Here is a 20879-nt window from a genome sequence, read left to right as displayed (position 1 = left end):
TGGACATACTCTGCTGAATATGTCCATTAAAAAAAGGGGGGGAATACTAGAAAGCCTTATAAAACAAGGATTTCCAGTTTTCCTCTTTTTTATTCACGATTTTCACATTAAATGACTATTTTCGTTATTATGATTCAATTTATCTAACATAGCGATAACGGACAGTAGATCTTTCTCATTCAAATCTTTAATTCTGGTTAAAAATAATTTCGCTTTTTTTGTACCAATTTCATTCAATAAATTTTCGGTTTCACGATCAAAAGTTGAATAATGTGACTGGTATTCTTGTTCAAGTAATTCTGAAGCAGGAGTATCCAGAACGGTCGAGATGTTTAAAATGGTTTGTGTATCAGGTTTTTGTAGGTCTGTTTCAAATTTTTCAACAGTTCTTGTACCCACACGAATTCTTCGAGCCAATTCCTGCTGAGACATATTTTGTCGCTCTCTGCAAAGTTTAATGTTCTGTCCAATGGTTCCCATAACAATGTCACCTCTTTGGTACATCATTTGTTTCATTGTAACATGGTAACAGTGTCCGCAAGCGTGAACATTTGGTTAAATATTTTAACTATTTAAAAAAATCAAAGCAATATTTTCCAAAAGCCAAATCTAGTCTTTTTGATTCCTTATTACTACTATGCTATAATTTTATATTGCGTATAATTGGGATAAATAATAAATATATTTAGGAGTGTTTCTATGTCAGAAACTATTCAAGTAGGCAGCATCATTTCGGGAAAGGTAACTGGAATTCAGCCTTACGGTGCTTTTGTAGCCCTAGACGAAAATACTCAAGGACTCGTCCATATTTCTGAGGTAACGCACGGATATGTAAAAAATATTAATGATCATATTAAAGTAGGTGACCAGGTTAACGTTAAGGTTCTTTCAATTGACAAGGAATCTGGAAAAATCGGTTTGTCTCTTCGGGCAACCACAGATGCCCCGGAGCCTCAAGAAGAGGCTGGAAAACCGAAAAAACAAAAAAAGCGTCCTGTTCAAGTTATTCCGTTTCCGAGTGAGGGTGAACTAACACAAGGTTTTAACACTCTTAAAGAGAAGCTTCAAGAATGGATCGATCAGTCACAACGCGAAGATTTAATTAAGAAATAAATAATGAGAACGGATAAGAGTCAATTTTCTTCTAAGTTAAAGAAAGCATCAATAACTTAGAAAGAGGGTTGGCTCTTTTATAATTGAAAAAGAATTATTTGTGTCGCGGTTGGATTAAACTTTAAAGAAAAAAGCGGGAAAGGTAAAATAAAATCAAATCGGTCTCAACTGTAAAAGGAGGGAAAGGTATGGCTGAATCACAAAAGTTAATCGACCTCACTGAAAAATATGGTGCTCATAATTATCATCCTCTGCCAATCGTAATATCTAAAGCTGAAGGGGTTTGGGTTGAGGATCCTGAGGGAAACAAATATATGGATATGTTGAGTGCTTACTCAGCAGTTAATCAAGGACACCGACACCCCAAAGTCATTCAAGCTTTAAAGGATCAGGCTGATCGTGTTACGTTAACCTCACGTGCTTTTCATAATGATCAGCTCGGACCTTGGTATGAAAAAATAACTCAGTTGACCAAGAAAGAGATGGCTCTTCCAATGAACACCGGGGCAGAAGCTGTTGAAACGGCAGTTAAAGCAGCACGTCGTTGGGCTTATGATGTCAAAGGGGTAGCTGATAACCAGGCTGAAATCATTGCTTGCATGGGTAATTTCCATGGACGGACGATGACTGCTGTTTCGTTATCCTCGGAACCTGAATATAAGCGTGGTTTCGGACCTATGCTTCCCGGCTTTAAGCTGATCCAATATGGTGATATTGAAAAGCTGCGTGATGCCATTACTCCGAATACTGCGGCATTTTTAATTGAGCCGATTCAAGGAGAAGCAGGAATCAAGATGCCGCCGAAGGGTTTTTTGAAAGCAGCCTTCGAGTTGTGTAAAGCTAACAATGTTTTGTTTATTGCTGATGAGATTCAGGTTGGTTTAGGCAGGACTGGAAAAATGTTTGCCTGTGAATGGGAGAATGTGAACCCTGATATGTATATTCTAGGAAAAGCGTTAGGGGGAGGCGCATTCCCGATTTCATGTGTTGTGGCAGATAAAGACATACTTGGTGTCTTTAATCCTGGTTCCCATGGTTCAACGTTTGGCGGGAATCCAATGGCTTGCGCTGTTTCAATCGCCGCATTGGACGTTACGATTGAAGAAAATTTAGTGGAGCGTTCGCTTCAAATGGGAGAATATTTCCTTGGAAAATTAAGAGAAATCGAAAACCCTATGATAAAGGAAGTTAGAGGGAGAGGTTTGTTTATTGGTGTTGAACTAAATGCACCTGCCCGCTCCTTTTGCGAGCGTTTGAAGGATGAAGGCTTGCTTTGTAAAGAAACCCATGATACAGTCATTCGCTTTGCACCTCCGCTTATTATTACTAGGGAAGAATTAGATTGGGCAATAGAACGGATTAAAAAAGTCTTAGGGTAATCGACCTTTAAATACAAGGCTGTGTTATATTTGGCTTTTGATTTCCGCTCCAGGTGCTCGCTTTCCGCGGGGGAGTCCGGGAGCCTGTCTAGCTGCAGCGGCTAGGGGCTCGGGGTCATAAGCCAATCCGTCACGAAGGTCAAAGAACGACCTTCATGCCGGCTCGTCTTATGCCTGTCGCCCCTGGGCAAGCCGCTTCCGCTTTTCGTTCTCCTCGGCGCAAAGCGCCTGTGGGATCTCCCGTGACACCTTCTCCCGCAGGAGTCTCGCACCTTCCGCTCCAATCAACATTGTTCTTTGACACAGCCAAATACAAAAAAGGGGTGACTTCAAGTTGCAAGTCATCCCTTTTTTCAATCACCTGATTTTGAAAGTTAATAGTTATCGTGTTGGATTCGCCTGGGGCTCCCGGACTGTTTCTTCATTTGGTTTAAATAGCAGGCCGAGGTTAATTAATCCGGCAATTCCCACTAATCCATAAATGATTCTAGAGAGTGCTGAATCTTGTCCGCCGAAAATTGTTGCCACAAGATCAAATTGAAAGAATCCGATTAATCCCCAATTGATTGCTCCGATTATGGTAAGTATTAATGCTATACGTTGAATTGCACTCATATTATTTCCTCCTTTTAATAATTTCACCTATAGAATGATACATTTTAATCTTCTTTATTCACGAATAAGAGAGAGGGATTAAATTTTATTAGAATAATATACATTTTTTGCATTTCATGAAGAAATAGATAATAATAATGAGCGAGGAAGGTGAGATTAGTGGAAAATTTTACATATTGGAATCCAACAAAACTCATTTTTGGAAAAGGTCAATTAGAAAATTTAACGGTTGAGATCCCGAAATACGGAAAACGGGTTTTATTAGTGTATGGTGGGGGTAGTATAAAAAAGAGTGGTTTATATGAGAAAACCATTCAGTATTTAAATCAAATTGACGCAGAGGTATTTGAACTGAGCGGTGTTGAACCGAATCCAAGAATAACAACTGTTCGTAAAGGGGTCGACATTTGTAAGCGGGAAGGCGTAGATTTTCTGCTGGCAGTTGGCGGCGGAAGCGTCATTGACTGCACGAAAGCAATTGCTGCAGGGGCTAAATATGACGGAGACGCTTGGGATTTAATTACCAAAAAGGCGAAAATAACGGATGCGCTACCATTCGGGACCGTGCTAACGTTAGCGGCAACAGGTTCTGAGATGAATGCTGGCTCGGTTATAACCAATTGGGAAACCCAGGAAAAGTATGGTTGGGGTAGTCCGTACGTGTTCCCTAAATTTTCTATATTAGATCCGGTTAATACATTTACCGTTCCTAGGGATCAAACTATTTATGGAATCGTTGACATGATGTCTCACGTTTTTGAACATTATTTCCATCATGAAGAAAATACCTTACTTCAGGATCGAATGTGTGAATCATTGTTGGTTACAGTAATGGAGACAGCACCAAAGCTATTAAATGACTTGGAAAGCTATGAGCATCGGGCAACCATTCTTTATAATGGAACAATGGCTTTAAATGGGATGGTTTCAATGGGGTATCAAGGTGATTGGGCGACCCATAATATTGAACATGCCGTTTCTGCTGTATATGATATTCCTCATGGCGGCGGTCTCGCTATACTCTTTCCAAATTGGATGAAGCATACTTTACATGTGAAGCCAGAACGGTTTGCACAGCTTGCACAAAGAGTATTTGAAATCGATCCAATTGGGAAAACTGTTGAAGAAATTGGCCTAGCTGGTATTGATAAGCTACGGCAATTTTGGAATAGCATTGGCGCCCCTTCCCGTTTGGCTGATTATCAGATCGATGACAGTAAATTAGAGGTTATGGCTGATAAAGCGATGATTTACGGAGAGTTTGGTCGTTTCAAAAAATTAAATAAAGAAGATGTTTTGACAATTTATCGGAACTCTTTGTAAAATCTGACAGGCTTTATGTAGAATGATTATTATTTGTGTAGAATAATGTAAAAATGTTTTCACTTTGGAAACGCTTAAAATGGAGAATGCGGCTTGATTCTCGAAACATCATTCGATAAAGTGAAATGGAATAAAAAATTAACGGAGGATCTTACATGACACACGTTCGTTTTGATTACTCGAAAGCACTTCAATTTTTTGGAGAGCATGAGGTTACATACTTAAGAGATTTCGTAAAAGTTGCTCACCACTCTCTGCACGAACAAACAGGAGCGGGAAGTGATTTTTTAGGATGGATTGACCTTCCTGTCAATTACGACAAAGAGGAATTTGCTCGGATTCAAAAGGCAGCTGAAAAAATCAAGCAGGATTCTGACGTGCTTTTAGTGGTTGGAATCGGTGGCTCATACTTGGGAGCTCGAGCTGCAATTGAAATGTTGAAGCACAGCTTTTACAATGCTTTGCCAAAAGAAAAACGCAAAACTCCGCAAATTATTTTTATCGGAAATAATATTAGTTCTACATATATGAGAGATGTAATGGATTTACTCGAGGGTAAAGATTTTTCCATTAACGTTATTTCAAAATCAGGTACAACAACAGAACCGGCTATTGCGTTCCGGATTTTCCGTAAGCTCCTTGAGGAAAAATATGGTGAAGGCGAAGCGCGTAAGCGTATTTATGCTACAACCGATAAAGCGCGGGGGGCTTTAAAAACGTTAGCTACCGAAGAAGGTTTTGAAACCTTTGTCATTCCGGATGATGTTGGTGGTCGTTACTCCGTTCTTACAGCTGTAGGTCTGCTTCCGATCGCTGCAGCCGGTGCTGATATTGAAGCAATGATGAAGGGAGCAGCTCAAGCTCGCGAAGACTTTTCAAAGTCCGAATTAGAAGAGAACCCAGCTTATCAATACGCTGCCGTAAGAAATGTTCTTTATAATAAAGGGAAAACGATTGAAATGCTGATTAACTATGAGCCAGGCTTACAATATTTCTCTGAATGGTGGAAGCAATTATTTGGTGAAAGTGAAGGGAAAGATCAAAAAGGAATTTTCCCTGCATCAGCAAACTTTTCTACTGACCTTCATTCTTTAGGTCAATATGTTCAAGAAGGACGACGCGACCTGTTTGAAACGGTTGTAAAAGTGGACAATCCTCGTCATGAACTAACCATTGAAGAAGCAAATAATGATTTAGATGGCTTGAATTATCTTGCTGGTAAAACAGTGGATTTTGTTAACAATAAGGCGTTTGAAGGGACGATGCTTGCTCATACAGATGGGGGCGTTCCTAATTTAATCGTTTCGATTCCAGCAATGGATGAATATACGTTCGGCTATTTGGCTTATTTCTTTGAAAAAGCATGTGCGATGAGTGGATATCTTCTAGGGGTAAATCCATTTGACCAGCCTGGTGTTGAAGCGTATAAAGTGAACATGTTTGCTTTATTAGGAAAACCAGGTTTTGAAGAGAAAAAAGCAGAGCTTGAAAAGCGTCTTAAATAAGATTTCTAAAGATGACTCGGAATGATTCCGGGTTATCTTTTTTTATTTTAGGGGAAAACTAATCAAAAAGGCGAAGGGCGGTAAACATCATGATTGAAATTCCTTCAAAAATTGAGGGGGAACAAATCGACTTATATCAGCTAGAACAAGAACTAAAGCCAATTGGCTATTCCATAGGGGGTAACTGGGAATATGACCATGGCTTCTTTGATTATAAAATGAACGATGAGCATAGCAGCTATCAATTTTTAAGGATCCCATTTCACGCTGTTGACGGCCAACTCGATTCCAGGAATTGTACAGTAGAAATTGGCCGGCCGTTTTTATTATCACATGTTTATCAAGCGAATTTGGATGATCACGTACATGTGGATAACTCTAATGCTAGCTTCAATCAATTTCAAGAACCAGTCGATAAAGACGCCTCTTTCCCTGATCAATATGTGGATAAGGGCAAAGCATTGGTACAAGTACTTGAAGAAATTCTTATGAATGATTAATCATGCTTAGTTGGTAGAAATGCTATTAAGCATAACGGAGCTTAATAGCAAATTGGAACGAATAATTTTGTCCGCACCAGCCCGTTCCGCATTTTTTACTTGTTCATTTGTCAGGATTTCGGCAATACATGAAACGGAAGGGCTAATCCCCTTAATAGCTAACATTGTTAAAATGGTATTCATATCTGAGTGCAATTCTTCTTTATTAGGATCGGCTGTTATGATTACTCCTTTTGCCTTTGTTACATTTGCTTTCATGAGTGTATCATCGCAATTGGCCCTACCTGAAATGAAATGAACACTTCGAAAAGGAATCGGTAGTTTTGTTAGAGTTTCATCGATTAAAACGATTTTTGTTGAAGGTTCTTTCTTTTCAAGTTCAGCGATTAATTCCCGTGACCGTTCATTCCAGCCGATAATAATGATATGTTCCATGCCTTTAAAAACTCGCTTTCCCTCAAAATATTCGTTTTGTTTTGTAACAGCTACAGTTGCCAAATTGGCAAAATAATAGGTAAAAAAGCTGGCGCCAATCAAGATAAGAAAGATGGCGACCGTTCTCCCCAGAACCGTCTTAGGTGAAAAGTCCCCGAAACCGACTGTTGATGCAGTGACAGTTGCCCACCAAATTCCATCAAAAATGGTTTTGAAATTTTTGGGTTCAATCCAATGAATCGTGACACCAAATAAGATAATGATGGAAATTGATATGATTAATAGTCTGATAATTAGTGGGCACTTTATGAAGTTTGAAAAAAGGAACTGTTTCATGCCCTCACCTCGCTTTTACGCTACTAAAAACATTATTTCCGAAAATGTCTTTTATCATAATGTTTCTGTAATATTTGGCTGTTGATTTCCGCTACAGGTGCTCAGCGACCCAGCGGGGGAGTCCGGGAGCCTGTCTAGCTGCAGCGGCTAGGGGCTCGGGGTCATAAGCCAATCCGTCAAGAAGGTCAAAGACCGACCTTCATGCCGGCTCGTCTTATGCCTGTCGCCCCTTGGCAAGCCGCTTCCTCTTTTCCTTCTCCTCGGAGCGATAGCGCCTGTGGGGTCTCCCGTGACACCTTCTCCCGCAGGAGTCTCGCACCTTCCGCTCCAATCAACAGAGTGCTCAAAATCAACATTGTTCCTTAACACAGCCATCATAATAATTCCCAAAAAGTAACATGGGGATAGGGGAAATAAAAGGAAGGAATATTTAATCAATTTTCTTATTGACACTTCTTTTATTCTTGTTATAATTCATATCATAGTGATGTCAGGAAATCTAACATTAGAATAAGGGGGAAGCTATGAAGAAAATCGAGGCTATTATTAGACCGGAAAAAATCACCGAGACAATAAAAGGGTTGAAAAGCATAGGAGTAACAGGCTTTACTGTTTCGCAAATTGTCGGGAGAGGAAAACAAAAGGATACACAAGGTGTCTATCGTGGCAAAAATTATCAAGTGACCCTTCATCCAAAAGTAAAATTGGAGATTGTATTATCCGATCATATGGTCGAACCAACTGTTACGAAAATTATTGAAATGGCTCAAACAGGGGAAGACGGTGACGGAAAAATATATGTCTATCCAATTTATGAGGCTTACAATATCCGTACAGGAACACCGGATTTATCTATTGACGACCTAGTGAATCGAAAGGGGTAAAAACAGTGGAATTAATCTATGTGAATACGATTTGGGTTGTCATCGCTGCTGCTATGGTTTTATTCATGGAAGGGGGATTCAGCCTACTTGAAGCAGGTTTTGTACGGACAAAAAATGCAGTTAACGTAACAATGAAGATTTTTGTTGATTTAACTGTCGGTGCTCTCGCCTTTTGGTTAATTGGATTTGGAATCATGTTTGGAGACGACGTATTTGGTTTTGTGGGGACCTCCTTATTTGGGGGCCCGGAGAAAATTGAACTTTCAATTGCATTGCCAAGCTCCGCATATGTTCTTTTTCAAATGGGTTTTGCGATTGCTTGTATTTCGATTGTTTCCGGCGCAGTTGCCGAACGAATGAATTTCAAGGCATATGTGTTAATGGCGGTTATGATTACTGCCCTTCTCTATCCGATTTCAGGCCATTGGTTTTGGCATAGCGAAGGCTGGTTAGCAAAATTAGGAGTGAAGGATTTTGCTGGTTCAGCAGTAATTCATGCTGTTGGAGGTTTTGCTGCCCTATCAATAGCCAAAATCTTGGGGCCGCGAAAAGGGAGATTTAATTCGGATGGCAGTGCAAATGTGTTTGCACCAAGTAACATTCCGCTTGCCTCAGCAGGTGCGTTTATCCTATGGTTCGGGTGGTTTGGATTTAATGCAGGAAGCACATTAGATGCTTCTAATGCTGCCCTTGCTACAATTGCTATCAATACAATGCTTGCTGCAGCTAGTGGTGGAACAACTGCTCTGTTTCTAACAATGATGAAATTTGGTAAAGCAGACCCTAGTATGACCATCAATGGGGTATTATCTGGATTAGTTGCTGTCACGGCTGGATGCGCCTATGTCTCCCAATGGAGTGCGATTATCATCGGAGTACTCAGTGGAATCATCGTTATCTTTGCAACACTCCTAATTGACAATTTGAAAATTGATGATCCTGTTGGTGCAGTTGCGGTCCATGGTTTTAATGGAGTGTTCGGGACGATTGCAGTTGGTCTATTTGATTCAACTCAAGGCTTATTGACAACCGGATCCTTTGCTCTATTGAAGATTCAAATAGTAGCAGCTTTGATTGCTTGTGTCTGGGGATTGAGCGGTGGAATATTTATGGCCAAACTTGCTGAGAAAACAGTGGGATTAAGGGCTTCTGAACGTGAAGAGGAAGAAGGACTGGATATGTCCTATCATGGTATTCCGGCATATAACGAACTGGAGCGTTTCGCTGATCTCCCAACTAGCTTATATAATTTTGAAAAATCAACCGGTATTGCCGTCGCTCCACCAAAAACGAAAAAAATAGTTGGTTAATATAATATTAAATTCGTCAGTTCATTTACCGTGAACTGACTTTTTTTGTTTACACATAGCCACTATTATTTATAATTACTGAAGTGAAAGAAAGTTGTTAGAACTGTAATATAAATGATTTTATATTGGAATAGTAAAAAATATCCAAAACAAATCATCATGTTGAACAATTCAAGCGCAATAAATGGGAATGAAAGCGTAAACAAATCTCGTGCATTTGTTGTTACACTAGAAACAGATAAGGGGGAATAAACAATGTATCTGGATGAAAGGAGTAATCTTCTATTAAAAGAGGTATTAGCTAACCCCGAAATCTCCAATACTGTTTTAGAAGAAAAACACCAATTATCTCGCAGGCAAGTAAGTTATAGTTTTAAAAAAATTAATGAGTGGTTGGAAGAAAAAAATTATCCAACAATTAAAAGAACCAACAGTGGAAAGTTTATCATCAATCCGAAATTAATCGACTTGTTAGCAAAAAAGAGCGAGAAAACAAATACGAAGTATATACCTTCAGAAAAAGAAAGAGCTCAGCTTATCCTGCTAATGATCTTAAGTTGTGATGAAGATTTATCGCTTATTCATTTTACGTCAGCATTAGAAATTAGCAAAAATACAGTGCTCCGTGATTTGAAGCTAGCCCAAAGTATGATTAATCCATACCAATTAGAAATTGTTTACTCGAGAATTCATGGATATGATCTATCGGGGAGTGAATGGGATAAACGAAAAGTCCTGGTTGAATTGTTGCAATCCATCTTTGGGATTTACAATGGTGAGTCTTTTATCCAGGAGCTTATTCAAATTTCGGGCGATGAAATCAATGTGATAAGAAATCAAATGGAGGAAGTTGAAACGCGATTACATCTCAAGTTCATTGATGAAAAGATCAAGATTCTTCCATATATTATTGCCATCATATTAAAAAGAATTAAGGTAGGTAAGTTGATAACAGATTCTTTTCATATTGATTATAAAGAATTATCGGACACAAAGGAATATGAAGCAGCCGAGCTATTAATGCCAAGTGTTGAAAATATTTCTGAAGCCGAGCGCTTATTTTTAACCTTGCAGCTCTTAACATCAAATGTGTTGTCATCAGATCGATTAACTGATGCGGATTTGCCTCAGTTAAAAAGAGCGTTGGAAGAGTGCCTTTATTTATTTGAGAAAAAAGCTTGTATCACGTTAAAGGATAAGGAAGTCTTACTGCAAAGATTATTCCAGCATATGAAACCTGCTTATTATCGAATTAAATATCATTTAACAGCCGATTATTCAATTATTGAAAAGGGCAGTGAACGATTTGAAGCGGTCCATTACATTGTGAAGGACTCGATTAAACCGTTAGAGGATTATATCGGCTGCGAGATTCCCGAGAGTGAACAGATGTTTATTACCATCTATGTTGGCGGACATTTAATCAACATTGGCGAAACCATTCATTTAAAGAAAAAAGCCGTGGTTGTATGTCCAAATGGGATTTCGATTTCGAAGCTGATGGAAAATACTTTGCGTGAGTTATTCCCAGAGTTTTATTTTTACGATGCCTTATCCATCAGGGAATTTGAAAGATTAAACATGGAGTGGGATATTGTGTTTTCACCGGTACCTCTCCAAACTGATAAACACCTGTTTATTGTAGAACGGTTTATTACCGATTATGAAAAAGTTCAACTTAGACAGCGGGTCATGAAGCAAATATTTGGATTAAACTCTTCCATTATAAATGTTGAGCAGATCATGAACATTATTGAGAAATATGTAAAGGTTGAAGAAAAACAATCATTGGTAAATGCCTTGCAGGACTATTTTTCATCGCAAAAAACAGGCGAAGTCCAGCAAAAGCAGGACTATAATCTAGCAGATTTGATTACGCCTGACATGATTCTATTAACGGACAGTGTTAGTAACTGGGAAGAAGCAATTTCGCTTGCATCAGAACCACTCTTGAAAACGGGAATCATTTCGGACGCATATGTGAATGCGATGAAAACACAGTATCCAACTATGACACCGCATATTGTGTTAAGACAAAATATTGCCATTCCACACTCTAGTCCAGACGATGGTGTAAATTCAATCGGCATGAGTTTATTAGTACTAAAAAATGGGATTGATTTTGATGGGAGTCATAAGGTCCACTTAATCGTCGTCATTGCGGCAGTTGATAAAAATCAACATTTTAATGCTCTTAAGCAATTGCTAAAGCTGTCAGGAGTTAAAGAGGATATTGACCAAATCATCGCGATGAATAGTGAGAATGAGATTTACGAAAAGATTATCGCCTATTCAAAATAAATTAGAACATAGGGTGCAAGGAGAGAAAGGCATGTCATTAGAACAATTTTTAAAGGATGAACTGATTAAAGTTCATGTAAAGTGTGAAAATCAAGATGAAGTATTTGAATTGCTTTATCAAGAAGCATTCGAACGTGGCTATGTTGATGAAGCATACCTTGAAAAAGTAAAGGCGAGAGAGGCTGTGTTTCCAACAGGCTTATGCATGAATCATTACAATGTTGCGATTCCACATACAGATCCAGAATTTGTATTTGAGCAATTTATTGCTGTGGCGACTTTAGAAAATCCGGTTCCTTTCTACCGTATGGATGATAGTTCGGCACAGGTCAATGTCAACGTGGTGTTCATGCTTGGATTAAATGAACCTCATAACCAATTAACGGTATTACAGCAAATTATGGGAGTCATTCAAGACGATAATAAGATTGAAGAAATTTTAAAATCGTCCAGCAGTGAAGCAATAAGGGCTATTTTTTCTTAACATAATCGATCATCCAACATTAGTTTACTTTAAGGAGGTGAAATAGTAGTGAAAAGATACACAGTACTAGTGGCATGTGGAGCAGGCATCGCAACTTCAACTGTAGTTTGCGAACGCGTTGAGGAATTGTTAAAAGAGAATAACATCTATGCTGAAGTAGTACAGTGTAAAATCGCTGAAGTTGCTTCGCTTCAGGATCGTGCTGATTTGATTGTTTCAACCACCATTTTACCAACGACTTATAAAATTCCAGCAATTAGTGCGACAGCCTATATTAGTGGAATTGGGATGGAGAAATTAGACCAAAAAATTATCGAAGCACTAAAAGATTAAGAATCAGATTCTAAATAAAACTTAGTCTACAGCCATTATTATTTTATCTTTTTAGGAATTTTATGACGGTTCAAATGAATCAATAAGTTTGGGAATCTAGCAATAAATCATGCTATTAAATATAAATTTATTGGGGGAAAACAACATGAAAAAATATACCGTACTAGTCGCTTGTGGAGCAGGTATTGCAACTTCAACAGTAGTTTGTCAAAAGGTTGAAAATTTGATAAAAGACAACAATATTAATGCAGAGGTTATTCAATGTAAAATTGCCGAAGTTAAATCTAAGCAGGAAGGTGCAGATTTAATCGTTTCTACAACGATCCTTCCAACAACCTACGATATTCCGGCTATCATTGCTACTGCTTACATAACCGGAATTGGAATGAGTGCGTTAGACCAAAAGATTCTTGATCACTTAAAATAATCTGTTTTAACACATCTTTAACCCAAAACTATAGATAAAAAAACATTATATCGGGGGTTTAAAAATGGACAAGTTATTATCTGGCGTTCAGTATGTGTTAGGTCTTGGACCAACCGTCATTTTACCAATTGCCATTGTTCTATTAGGATTACTATTTAAAACCGGTTTTAAGAAAGCCTTTAAATCAGGGATTATCATTGGTATTGGCTTTGTAGGGATTAATCTTGTTATTGGTTTATTAGTAGATAACTTAGGACCAGCTGCACAAGCAATGGTTGAGCGTTTTGGATTAAATTTAACCGTTATTGATACGGGATGGCCATCTGCTGCTGCTCTTTCCTGGGCATCTCCGGTTGCTGCGATTCTGATTCCAATCTGTTTAGCTGTCAATATTTTATTGTTAATGATGAAATTTACAAAAACACTTGATATCGATATTTGGAACTATTGGCATTTCATTGCTGCAGGTGCGACTGGATATATCGTAACAGGCAGCTGGTGGTTTGCAATCCTATGTGCTGTTATCTATGAAATTGCTGTTTTATATGTTGCAGACAAAACGGCTCCAATGGTTTCAAAATTTTATGGCCTTGAGGGTATTTCACTACCAACAGGTTCAACAGCAGCGTTCGGACCAATTGGTATTTTAGTAGGTATGCTTGTCGAGAAGATTCCTGGAATTAAAAATTTACATGCGGATCCAGAACATATTCAAAAGCGCTTTGGCGTTTTCGGTGAACCAATGATGATGGGTCTAGTCCTCGGTCTAGTAATCGGTGCACTTGCTGGTTATGAAGTAGGAGAAGTTCTAAAAGTTGGTATTTCAATGGGTGCTGTTATGATGCTTTTACCGCGTATGGTAAAGATTCTAATGGAAGGCTTAATCCCAATTTCTGAAGCTGCACGTGAATTCTTGCATAAGCGTTATGGAGATCGCGAAATCTACATCGGTCTTGACGCGGCACTTGCTGTTGGGCATCCATCTGTAATGGCTACAGCATTATTATTAGTACCAGTTACATTATTCCTAGCAGTAGTTCTACCTGGAAATAAAGTATTACCTTTTGGTGACTTAGCTACGATTCCATTTTATATTGCATTCGTTGTAGGATCTAGAAAAGGAAATATCATCCACTCATTAATTGCTGGTGTCGTGATGGTTGCTTTGTCATTATACATGGCTACTGACTTTGCCGAAGTCCACACGCTGATGATGGAAGGCGCTAAATTTGATATGCCTGCAGGCGCAACGCAAATTTCCAGCTTAGACCTTGGCGGTAACTTATTTAACTGGGCAATCCTTAAGTTTGCACAACTTTGGGAATCCATTTTCTAATATGACAATCTAAGGTACTACCAACAGTGGGGATTAGAACTCCCCCACTGTTGGAAGTTTTATTTTTTCGAAAAATTAGAAAGAATATTCTGAATACAAATGGTGCTTAGCACCATATTCATAGGAGGTCCTTTAGGTGAAAGCCGCAGTCTTACATTCTGAAAATCATTTCGTTTATCAAGATATTGAAATAGGTACATGTCAAGATAATGAAGTGAAGATAAAAGTTATGGCAGCCGGTATTTGCGGTTCTGATACTCATAAGATGGTCAGCAAATGGAAGTACCCGCTCCCGGCCATCATGGGTCATGAGTTTTCCGGTTATATCGTTGAAAAAGGCAAAGATGTAACCAATGTGGAAATCGGTGATCGCGTTGTCGCGATTCCTTTTCACCCTTGTAAAAAATGCGAGTATTGTCTTCGCGGGGAGTATAACTTGTGTGAAGACCATGGGATGATTGGCAGTAAATCCTTTGGCGGGTTTGCAGAGTTTTGCAATATGCCGGCGGAGTATGTGATTCCGATTGGAGATATGGATTTTGAAGATGCAGCGATGATTGAGCCATTGGCTGTAGCTTTGCACGGAGTTTTAAACATCGGACCAAAAATTGGTGATGTGGTGGCTGTTTTTGGAGTTGGAACAATCGGAATTTTAGCTATTCAATGGTTGAAAATTGCCGGTGCAAAAGAAATCATAGCGATCGATATTTCTGAAGAAAAACTTGCAGATGCAGTTGCAATGGGCTGCGAGCGAACCATTAATCCCCTGCATGAAGATTTGGAAGAGAAAATTAAAGAGTACACAAATGGTTTAGGGGTGGATATTGCACTAGAGTGCGCTGGCTCCAAAATCACTCAAGAACAATGCTTACTAATTACCCGTAAAAAAGGAAAAGTTGGTTACTTAGGAATTGCTTATGCGGATGTCTTGCTTCGAGAAAAAGCATTTGAAAGCATTTTTAGAAAAGAATTGACATTAAAAGGTTTTTGGAATTCCTATTCAGCCCCGTTTCCTGGCGAAGAATGGAAAACAAGCATTGATTTTATAAATAAAGGAAAGATCCAACTGAAAGAATTAATTTCCCACCGATTCAAGTTGGAAGACACTCAAAAGGCTTTTAACGTCATGATCAATCGTGAGGAATCCTACAACAAGGTTTTGATTATTCCAAATGAGGTGTAAATAAAGATGAGAGCAGTAATGAAGCAAGAAATCGGATATGATAATATGTCGTTGGTAGATATCGCAGAACCTAGTGTCTACGATGATAAAGTAAAAATTAAAGTCGCTTATACTGGGATTTGTGGATCGGATATTCATACCTTTAAAGGTGATTACAGCAATCCGACTCTTCCTGTTGTGCTTGGTCACGAGTTTTCCGGTGAGGTTGTAGAGATTGGACCAAATGTTAAAAAGGTGAAAGTTGGCGATCGAGTGACAAGCCAAACGACTTTCACAACATGCGGAACTTGTGAGTATTGCTTAGAAGGTGACTACAATTTATGTGCGGATCGTAAAGGGCTTGGTACTCAGGTAAATGGCAGCTTCGCAGATTATGTTATTTCTCGTGAGGAAAGTGTACATGTCCTGCCTGAAGAGGTGAGCCTGCGTGCTGCTGCGTTCACAGAGCCTTTGGCTTGTTGTGTTCACGCTGCTTTAGAAAAAACAACTGTGACTGAAAACGATAAGGTGTTAATTTTTGGGCCTGGTCCAATCGGCCTGCTGCAGCTTCAGGTTGTGAAAGCACAGGGAGCTTTCGTTATTATGGCTGGGATTACGAAAGACCAAAAGCGATTAGAGTTAGCGAAAGAACTAGGTGCGGATGTCATTGTCGATACCATGCAGGAGGATTTGAAAGAAGTCGTTCTTTCCCATACAAATGGTTATGGAGTGGATCGAATTTTTGAATGTTCAGGTGCGGTTCCTGCAGTAAACTCTGGCTTACCGCTTATGAAGAAAAAAGGTACATTCGTACAGGTTGGTTTGTTCGGCCAAAAGATGAATTCTATTGATCAAGAATCAATCATCCAACGCGAAATTTCCTATGTTGGCACTCGTTCACAAAAACCTAGCTCTTGGGATATTGCTCTTGATCTACTGAAAAACAATAAAATTAATACTGAGAAAATGATTACTAAGGTTGTTCCTTTGGAAGAATGGCGTTCAGGTTTTGAAGCCGTTATGGCCGGGAATGAGATAAAGGTAATTGTAGAGTCATAAAACTATGATACCCACAAACTATTATGTTGAGTTTGTGGGTATTTTTTGTAGAACATTCTTAGTTAGAAAAACCGTGCCATCTCATCACTCCGAACTACAACAATCAATACATTAAATGGGATGAAACCGCATTCTTTGTGATGGCTATAGGTGGTAATATGAGGTCAGGTCTTACTTAGTAGAAAGGGTGATAGAATGAAGCTGGCCATCGGTTGTGACCATGGTGGATTTCAATTAAAGGAAGCAATCAAACAACACCTCGAAGCAAAGAACATAGAGGTTGAGGATTTTGGTACATATAGCAAAGATAGCGTGAATTTTCCAAGTTATGCTGTAAAGGTTGGTCAGGCAGTGGCATCCGGAAATAGTGACTTAGGTATTTTGTGTTGCGGAACCGGAATCGGCATGTCGATAGCCGCTAATAAAATAAATGGTGTCCGCGCTGCTGTAGTGAGCGATACATTCTCGGCTCAAGCGACGAGAGAACATAACAATAGCAACGTTCTTTGCTTGGGCGAACGAGTGATTGGTGAGGGACTGGCCCTACTTATTGTTGATACATGGTTAAATGCAAACTTTCAAGGAGGACGCCATCAGGAAAGAATTGATCAAGTGTCTGACCTTGAAATAAACGGTGCTAACACATTCTGCTAGGTGATTGAGTCCATGTATTTAGATTGTCAGGAGTGATCAGGATATGCATACAATCGCTGCATCGATTATGTGTGCCAATCAATTAAATCTTTCTTCTGAATTACAGGGGTTAGAAAAAGCGAAGGTTGAGCTACTTCATTGTGATGTAATGGATGGAGTTTTTGTCAATAACTTGGCAATGGGGCCATATGTTTTGGAGCAAATCAAGGCCGGTACATCCATCCCGCTTGATATTCATTTAGCGACTGAAACCCCTGCAAAATATATTGACATGTATGCTGGACTAGATCCGGAATACATCTCATTCCATGTTGAAGCAAGCGACAATATTGAAAGAGATATTTATACCATTCAAGAGAAGGGAATTAAACCGGCGTTGGCATTAAGCCCTGAGAGTCCAATCGAAATGATTATTCCTTTTCTTGAAAAAGTTCCGATGATCCTGATGATGACCGTAAATCCAGGGTTTGCTGGACAAAAATTTAACCAAAGAGTTTTAGACAAGCTAGATGCTTTAAATAAAGTAATGGCTACGCTCGAGAAAAAACCATTAATAGAAGTGGACGGGAATATAAATCAACATACGATACCTCCTTTAGTAGAGCGAGAGGCTAACATCTTTGTTTTAGGCACTTCAGCATTATTTAATTCCGAGCAAGGAACCTTTGCTGAAAAGGTGAACAATGTTAGGGAATTATTTAATCGCAACCATAAATCGCTTGGCCTGGTTGACCTCTAAATAAGGGGGAAATAAAAAAAGGGGTGAGGCAGCAATGAAAATTGGCCTTGTTATTTTCGGTATCTATCCTTCGGGTCTCAAACAACTAATTCATCATGTGGTGGCAAATCGTGCCATCCATCATCAATATATTGGAATTGAAATCGAACGCGAACATCAACAAGAGGTTCATTTTAAGAGTATTGAGTACGATGAAGTCAATGGTTCTCAGAAATTATTATTAAAAGCATCGTCAGTATCAAGTCATGCCAAATTGTTTGAAGCAATGACCGATTTAGATGCTCTAATCGTAATGGGAACAGCAAGCACGAAAGCATTTATTGAAGGCTTACAAAAAGATAGCGCAGTACCGAAGCTCTTGTTCGTTCCTATTTCGATTTTAAATGATATACCCGGCTCCGACTCAACATTAGGTTATGATACAGCATTGAATTCGATTGTTGAAGGGGCATTGAAGATTCAGGATACAATCGCTTCTGTGAAGTACGACAAACCAAGATTGTTTGGTGTACAAGTGCCTGGCAAGGCTCCGGACAGGATGCTTGAGGAATTGGCAGTAGCTGCGGAAGGGTACTATGTGTCTGTGAATTTTTCGGAGGATCGCCTGCAGCAGATTTGTGATGAGATCCAGTCTAACTTTTCTAATGATAAGACTTCAACTGTTTTATTTTACAATGAAGAATTTAGCCCTGAGGGGATGGACGAACAGGTTCTTGCGAAACTTAATGTAGATTGGAAGGCGATGAAGATGGATGAGGCACTTTGTATGGGGTCGCATCCAACGGCAAATGATCGAATTCTTGCCAGTAAGTTGGCCGAGCAAATCAACTTATGGTTGATAAATAATTTAGAGTCCGGGGAATTGATTGTTAGGAATACAGGAGTGGAATACCTCCAATATAACTAGTTTGACGAACAAAAATATTTTTAAGGAGTGTTTTTTGTGACAGCAGTTTCAACCAAAAAAAATGTAGAAGAATTATCCATTAGTACGATTCGAACTTTATCCATCGATGCAATTGAAAAATCGAATTCTGGACATCCGGGAATGCCGATGGGTGCCGCGCCGATGGCGTATACGTTATGGACGAAGTTCATGAAGCAAAATCCGAGCAATCCAAATTGGTTTAATCGTGACCGCTTTGTATTGTCTGCTGGTCATGGTTCAATGCTTTTATATAGTTTATTACATTTATCTGGCTATGCGGTATCAATGGACGATATTAAGTCGTTCCGTCAATGGGGCAGTAAAACGCCTGGTCACCCGGAATTTGGACATACTCCAGGTGTAGACGCCACGACAGGTCCGCTTGGGCAAGGAATTTCCACAGCAGTTGGTATGGCGATGGCGGAACGGCATTTAGCAGCAAAGTATAATCGTGATTCGTATCATGTGGTTGACCACTTTACGTTTGCTATTTGCGGTGATGGCGATTTAATGGAGGGTGTTTCTGCTGAGGCTTCCTCACTTGCAGGTCATTTAGGATTAGGTAGATTAGTTGTTTTATATGATTCAAATGATATTTCACTTGATGGAGATTTAAATCGTTCGTTTTCAGAGAGTGTAGAAGAACGCTATAAGGCGTACGGTTGGCAGGTGCTTCGCGTTGAGGATGGCAATAGTGTGGAAGAGATCGCTAAAGCAATTAAAGAAGCTAAAGCGGAACTAGCTCGGCCAACTTTAATTGAAATCAAAACGACGATCGGTTTTGGTTCCCCAAATAAAGGTGGTAAATCAGATTCGCATGGTGCACCGCTAGGGAAGGCAGAAGCTGCATTAGCCAAGGAAGCCTACGGCTGGGAATATGAAGAAAGCTTCTATGTTCCTCAAGATGTGTATGTTCATTTCGAGACAGCAGTTAAAGCGGCTGGAGAGAAAGTTGAGGCAGATTGGAACGTTTTATTCTCTCAATACAAGGAGACCTATCCTGAACTTGCGAATGAGCTTGAGTTAGCGATTGCCGGAAAGCTTCCGAGCAATTGGGAGACTTCATTACCAAAGTATGAGGTAGGAAAAAAGATTGCAACACGTTCTTCTTCAGGTGATGCCATTAATGCGATTGCTGATGTTGTTCCAGCGTTCTTTGGCGGATCTGCGGACCTTGCGGGCTCTAATAAAACGTATATGAAAAATAAACACGATTTTAGCCGTGCTGATTACAGTGGAAAGAACATTTGGTATGGTGTACGTGAATTTGCAATGGGAGCAGCAATGAACGGGATTGCTTTACACGGGGGGTTAAAAACCTTTGGTGGGACGTTCTTCGTCTTCTCTGATTACCTTCGCCCGGCAATTCGTTTGGCCGCATTAATGAAGCTTCCAGTAACCTATGTACTAACGCATGATAGTATTGCGGTAGGGGAGGATGGGCCAACGCATGAACCAATTGAACAGTTGGCGGCATTGCGTTCAATTCCAGGTCTTTCAGTGATACGCCCTGCAGATGGAAACGAATCATCGGCTGCATGGAAGTTAGCGCTCCAGTCAACCGATACACCAACTGCGCTTGTGTTATCAAGACAGGATTTGCCGATACTTGACGGTGCTGTAGAGGATACGTTCGAAAAGGTTTCGAAGGGTGCTTACGTGCTTTCAGAAGGTAAAAAGGCTGTCGCCGATGCAATTTTAATTGCAACAGGATCCGAAGTTGAATTGGCTGTTAAAGCACAAGCTGTCTTGGCGGAAAAAGGAATTTCTGTTTCTGTCGTTAGCATGCCGTCATGGGATCGATTTGAAGCGCAGTCCAAGGAGTACAAGGAATCCGTTTTACCAAGTGGAATTACAAAGCGCTTGGCGATAGAAATGGGAGCTTCTATTGGCTGGCACCGTTATGTTGGATTTGAGGGAAGAGTGTTAGGTATTGATAAATTTGGTGCATCTGCTCCTGGGAATGTTGTGATTGAGGAATTCGGTTTCACAGTCGAACAGGTTGTAGCAACGGTTGAGGATTTAGTAAACGAATAATATAAAAAGCTGGGGGAAT

Annotated in this window: 21 protein-coding genes; 18 read left to right on the top strand and 3 right to left on the bottom strand. The window is 39.6% G+C overall.

Translation table 11 applies throughout. The features are described 5' to 3' along the window. Positions 1 to 102 precede the first annotated feature (102 nt). Entirely contained in the window at positions 103 to 480 is a 378-nt protein-coding gene (locus tag ACI48O_RS05905) for a helix-turn-helix domain-containing protein (RefSeq protein ID WP_435560813.1), read from the bottom strand. Between the two features lie 219 nt (positions 481 to 699). On the opposite strand from ACI48O_RS05905, the gene yugI reads away from it, so the two are divergent. Next, positions 700 to 1113, top strand: a complete 414-nt coding sequence (gene yugI / locus ACI48O_RS05900) for a S1 domain-containing post-transcriptional regulator GSP13 (protein ID WP_435560812.1) — start codon at positions 700 to 702, stop codon at positions 1111 to 1113. A 188-nt stretch (positions 1114 to 1301) separates the two neighbouring features. Next, positions 1302 to 2492: an ornithine--oxo-acid transaminase gene (locus tag ACI48O_RS05895; RefSeq protein ID WP_435560811.1), complete on the top strand. Its 1191-nt coding sequence runs from the start codon at positions 1302 to 1304 to the stop codon at positions 2490 to 2492. A 381-nt stretch (positions 2493 to 2873) separates the two neighbouring features. Here the strand turns inward: ACI48O_RS05895 and ACI48O_RS05890 are convergent, their stop codons facing one another. Further along, on the bottom strand, positions 2874 to 3107 hold the full coding sequence (locus tag ACI48O_RS05890; protein ID WP_435560810.1) for a DUF378 domain-containing protein: 234 nt from the start codon (positions 3105 to 3107) through the stop codon (positions 2874 to 2876). 159 nt (positions 3108 to 3266) lie between these two features. Here ACI48O_RS05890 and ACI48O_RS05885 point away from each other — a divergent pair, with 159 nt between their 5' ends. From ACI48O_RS05885 to ACI48O_RS05875, 3 genes are all read left to right on the top strand, one after another. Beyond that, positions 3267 to 4430, top strand: a complete 1164-nt coding sequence (locus tag ACI48O_RS05885; RefSeq protein ID WP_435560809.1) for an iron-containing alcohol dehydrogenase — start codon at positions 3267 to 3269, stop codon at positions 4428 to 4430. Positions 4431 to 4585: 155 nt separating this feature from the next. After that, on the top strand, positions 4586 to 5935 hold the full coding sequence (locus ACI48O_RS05880; RefSeq protein ID WP_435560808.1) for a glucose-6-phosphate isomerase: 1350 nt from the start codon (positions 4586 to 4588) through the stop codon (positions 5933 to 5935). Between the two features lie 89 nt (positions 5936 to 6024). Beyond that, complete coding sequence (locus ACI48O_RS05875; RefSeq protein WP_435560807.1) at positions 6025 to 6435, top strand: YugN-like family protein; 411 nt, start codon at positions 6025 to 6027, stop codon at positions 6433 to 6435. Between the two features lie 6 nt (positions 6436 to 6441). Here the strand turns inward: ACI48O_RS05875 and ACI48O_RS05870 are convergent, their stop codons facing one another. Further along, positions 6442 to 7206: an ion channel gene (locus tag ACI48O_RS05870; RefSeq protein WP_435560806.1), complete on the bottom strand. Its 765-nt coding sequence runs from the start codon at positions 7204 to 7206 to the stop codon at positions 6442 to 6444. A 524-nt stretch (positions 7207 to 7730) separates the two neighbouring features. On the opposite strand from ACI48O_RS05870, the gene ACI48O_RS05865 reads away from it, so the two are divergent. From ACI48O_RS05865 to tkt, 13 genes are all read left to right on the top strand, one after another. Beyond that, positions 7731 to 8090, top strand: coding sequence for a P-II family nitrogen regulator (locus ACI48O_RS05865; RefSeq protein ID WP_435560805.1), 360 nt, complete (start codon positions 7731 to 7733; stop codon positions 8088 to 8090). A gap of 5 nt (positions 8091 to 8095) precedes the next feature. Then, on the top strand, positions 8096 to 9400 hold the full coding sequence (locus tag ACI48O_RS05860) for an ammonium transporter (RefSeq protein WP_435560804.1): 1305 nt from the start codon (positions 8096 to 8098) through the stop codon (positions 9398 to 9400). Between the two features lie 255 nt (positions 9401 to 9655). After that, a complete protein-coding gene (locus ACI48O_RS05855) occupies positions 9656 to 11701 on the top strand; it encodes a BglG family transcription antiterminator (RefSeq protein ID WP_435560803.1) in 2046 nt (681 codons plus the stop codon). 31 nt (positions 11702 to 11732) lie between these two features. After that, positions 11733 to 12185, top strand: a complete 453-nt coding sequence (locus tag ACI48O_RS05850) for a PTS sugar transporter subunit IIA (protein WP_435560802.1) — start codon at positions 11733 to 11735, stop codon at positions 12183 to 12185. Between the two features lie 48 nt (positions 12186 to 12233). After that, positions 12234 to 12518: a PTS sugar transporter subunit IIB gene (locus ACI48O_RS05845; RefSeq protein WP_435560801.1), complete on the top strand. Its 285-nt coding sequence runs from the start codon at positions 12234 to 12236 to the stop codon at positions 12516 to 12518. 145 nt (positions 12519 to 12663) lie between these two features. Next, positions 12664 to 12945 carry a PTS sugar transporter subunit IIB gene (locus ACI48O_RS05840; protein ID WP_435560800.1) on the top strand — a complete coding sequence of 94 codons (282 nt, stop codon included), beginning with the start codon at positions 12664 to 12666 and terminating at the stop codon, positions 12943 to 12945. 64 nt (positions 12946 to 13009) lie between these two features. Beyond that, the gene (locus ACI48O_RS05835) at positions 13010 to 14281 is read left to right on the top strand and encodes a PTS galactitol transporter subunit IIC (protein WP_435560799.1); all 1272 of its coding nucleotides are present in this window, start codon (positions 13010 to 13012) and stop codon (positions 14279 to 14281) included. Between the two features lie 136 nt (positions 14282 to 14417). Further along, positions 14418 to 15464: a galactitol-1-phosphate 5-dehydrogenase gene (locus ACI48O_RS05830; RefSeq protein WP_435560798.1), complete on the top strand. Its 1047-nt coding sequence runs from the start codon at positions 14418 to 14420 to the stop codon at positions 15462 to 15464. Between the two features lie 6 nt (positions 15465 to 15470). Beyond that, positions 15471 to 16502, top strand: coding sequence for a zinc-binding dehydrogenase (locus ACI48O_RS05825; protein ID WP_435560797.1), 1032 nt, complete (start codon positions 15471 to 15473; stop codon positions 16500 to 16502). A 195-nt stretch (positions 16503 to 16697) separates the two neighbouring features. Continuing rightward, positions 16698 to 17156 carry a ribose 5-phosphate isomerase B gene (gene rpiB / locus ACI48O_RS05820; RefSeq protein ID WP_435560796.1) on the top strand — a complete coding sequence of 153 codons (459 nt, stop codon included), beginning with the start codon at positions 16698 to 16700 and terminating at the stop codon, positions 17154 to 17156. Positions 17157 to 17199: 43 nt separating this feature from the next. Continuing rightward, positions 17200 to 17895, top strand: coding sequence for a ribulose-phosphate 3-epimerase (locus ACI48O_RS05815; protein WP_435560795.1), 696 nt, complete (start codon positions 17200 to 17202; stop codon positions 17893 to 17895). A gap of 34 nt (positions 17896 to 17929) precedes the next feature. Then, positions 17930 to 18802 (top strand): 6-phosphofructokinase, encoded by an 873-nt coding sequence (locus ACI48O_RS05810; RefSeq protein WP_435560794.1) that lies wholly within the window; start codon positions 17930 to 17932, stop codon positions 18800 to 18802. 36 nt (positions 18803 to 18838) lie between these two features. Then, on the top strand, positions 18839 to 20860 hold the full coding sequence (gene tkt / locus ACI48O_RS05805) for a transketolase (RefSeq protein ID WP_435560793.1): 2022 nt from the start codon (positions 18839 to 18841) through the stop codon (positions 20858 to 20860). Positions 20861 to 20879: the final 19 nt, after the last annotated feature.

This window comes from Neobacillus terrisolis, assembly GCF_051233475.1.
Classification (GTDB): domain Bacteria; phylum Bacillota; class Bacilli; order Bacillales; family Cytobacillaceae; genus Bacillus_BU.
Note: the sequence above shows the minus strand (reverse complement) of the source record. Positions and strands in the feature narration are given on the sequence as shown.

Bases quoted from the DNA above. Each gene is read 5' to 3' on its own strand.
- rpiB (WP_435560796.1), top strand. From the start codon at position 16,698: ATGAAGCTGGCCATCGGTTGTGACCATGGTGGATTTCAATTAAAGGAA.
- ACI48O_RS05895 (WP_435560811.1), top strand. From the start codon at position 1,302: ATGGCTGAATCACAAAAGTTAATCGACCTCACTGAAAAATATGGTGCT.
- ACI48O_RS05810 (WP_435560794.1), top strand. From the start codon at position 17,930: ATGAAAATTGGCCTTGTTATTTTCGGTATCTATCCTTCGGGTCTCAAA.
- ACI48O_RS05835 (WP_435560799.1), top strand. From the start codon at position 13,010: ATGGACAAGTTATTATCTGGCGTTCAGTATGTGTTAGGTCTTGGACCA.
- ACI48O_RS05875 (WP_435560807.1), top strand. From the start codon at position 6,025: ATGATTGAAATTCCTTCAAAAATTGAGGGGGAACAAATCGACTTATAT.
- ACI48O_RS05840 (WP_435560800.1), top strand. From the start codon at position 12,664: ATGAAAAAATATACCGTACTAGTCGCTTGTGGAGCAGGTATTGCAACT.
- ACI48O_RS05890 (WP_435560810.1), bottom strand. From the start codon at position 3,107: ATGAGTGCAATTCAACGTATAGCATTAATACTTACCATAATCGGAGCA.
- ACI48O_RS05880 (WP_435560808.1), top strand. From the start codon at position 4,586: ATGACACACGTTCGTTTTGATTACTCGAAAGCACTTCAATTTTTTGGA.
- yugI (WP_435560812.1), top strand. From the start codon at position 700: ATGTCAGAAACTATTCAAGTAGGCAGCATCATTTCGGGAAAGGTAACT.
- ACI48O_RS05855 (WP_435560803.1), top strand. From the start codon at position 9,656: ATGTATCTGGATGAAAGGAGTAATCTTCTATTAAAAGAGGTATTAGCT.
- ACI48O_RS05905 (WP_435560813.1), bottom strand. From the start codon at position 480: ATGGGAACCATTGGACAGAACATTAAACTTTGCAGAGAGCGACAAAAT.
- ACI48O_RS05850 (WP_435560802.1), top strand. From the start codon at position 11,733: ATGTCATTAGAACAATTTTTAAAGGATGAACTGATTAAAGTTCATGTA.
- ACI48O_RS05825 (WP_435560797.1), top strand. From the start codon at position 15,471: ATGAGAGCAGTAATGAAGCAAGAAATCGGATATGATAATATGTCGTTG.
- ACI48O_RS05870 (WP_435560806.1), bottom strand. From the start codon at position 7,206: ATGAAACAGTTCCTTTTTTCAAACTTCATAAAGTGCCCACTAATTATC.
- ACI48O_RS05815 (WP_435560795.1), top strand. From the start codon at position 17,200: ATGCATACAATCGCTGCATCGATTATGTGTGCCAATCAATTAAATCTT.
- ACI48O_RS05865 (WP_435560805.1), top strand. From the start codon at position 7,731: ATGAAGAAAATCGAGGCTATTATTAGACCGGAAAAAATCACCGAGACA.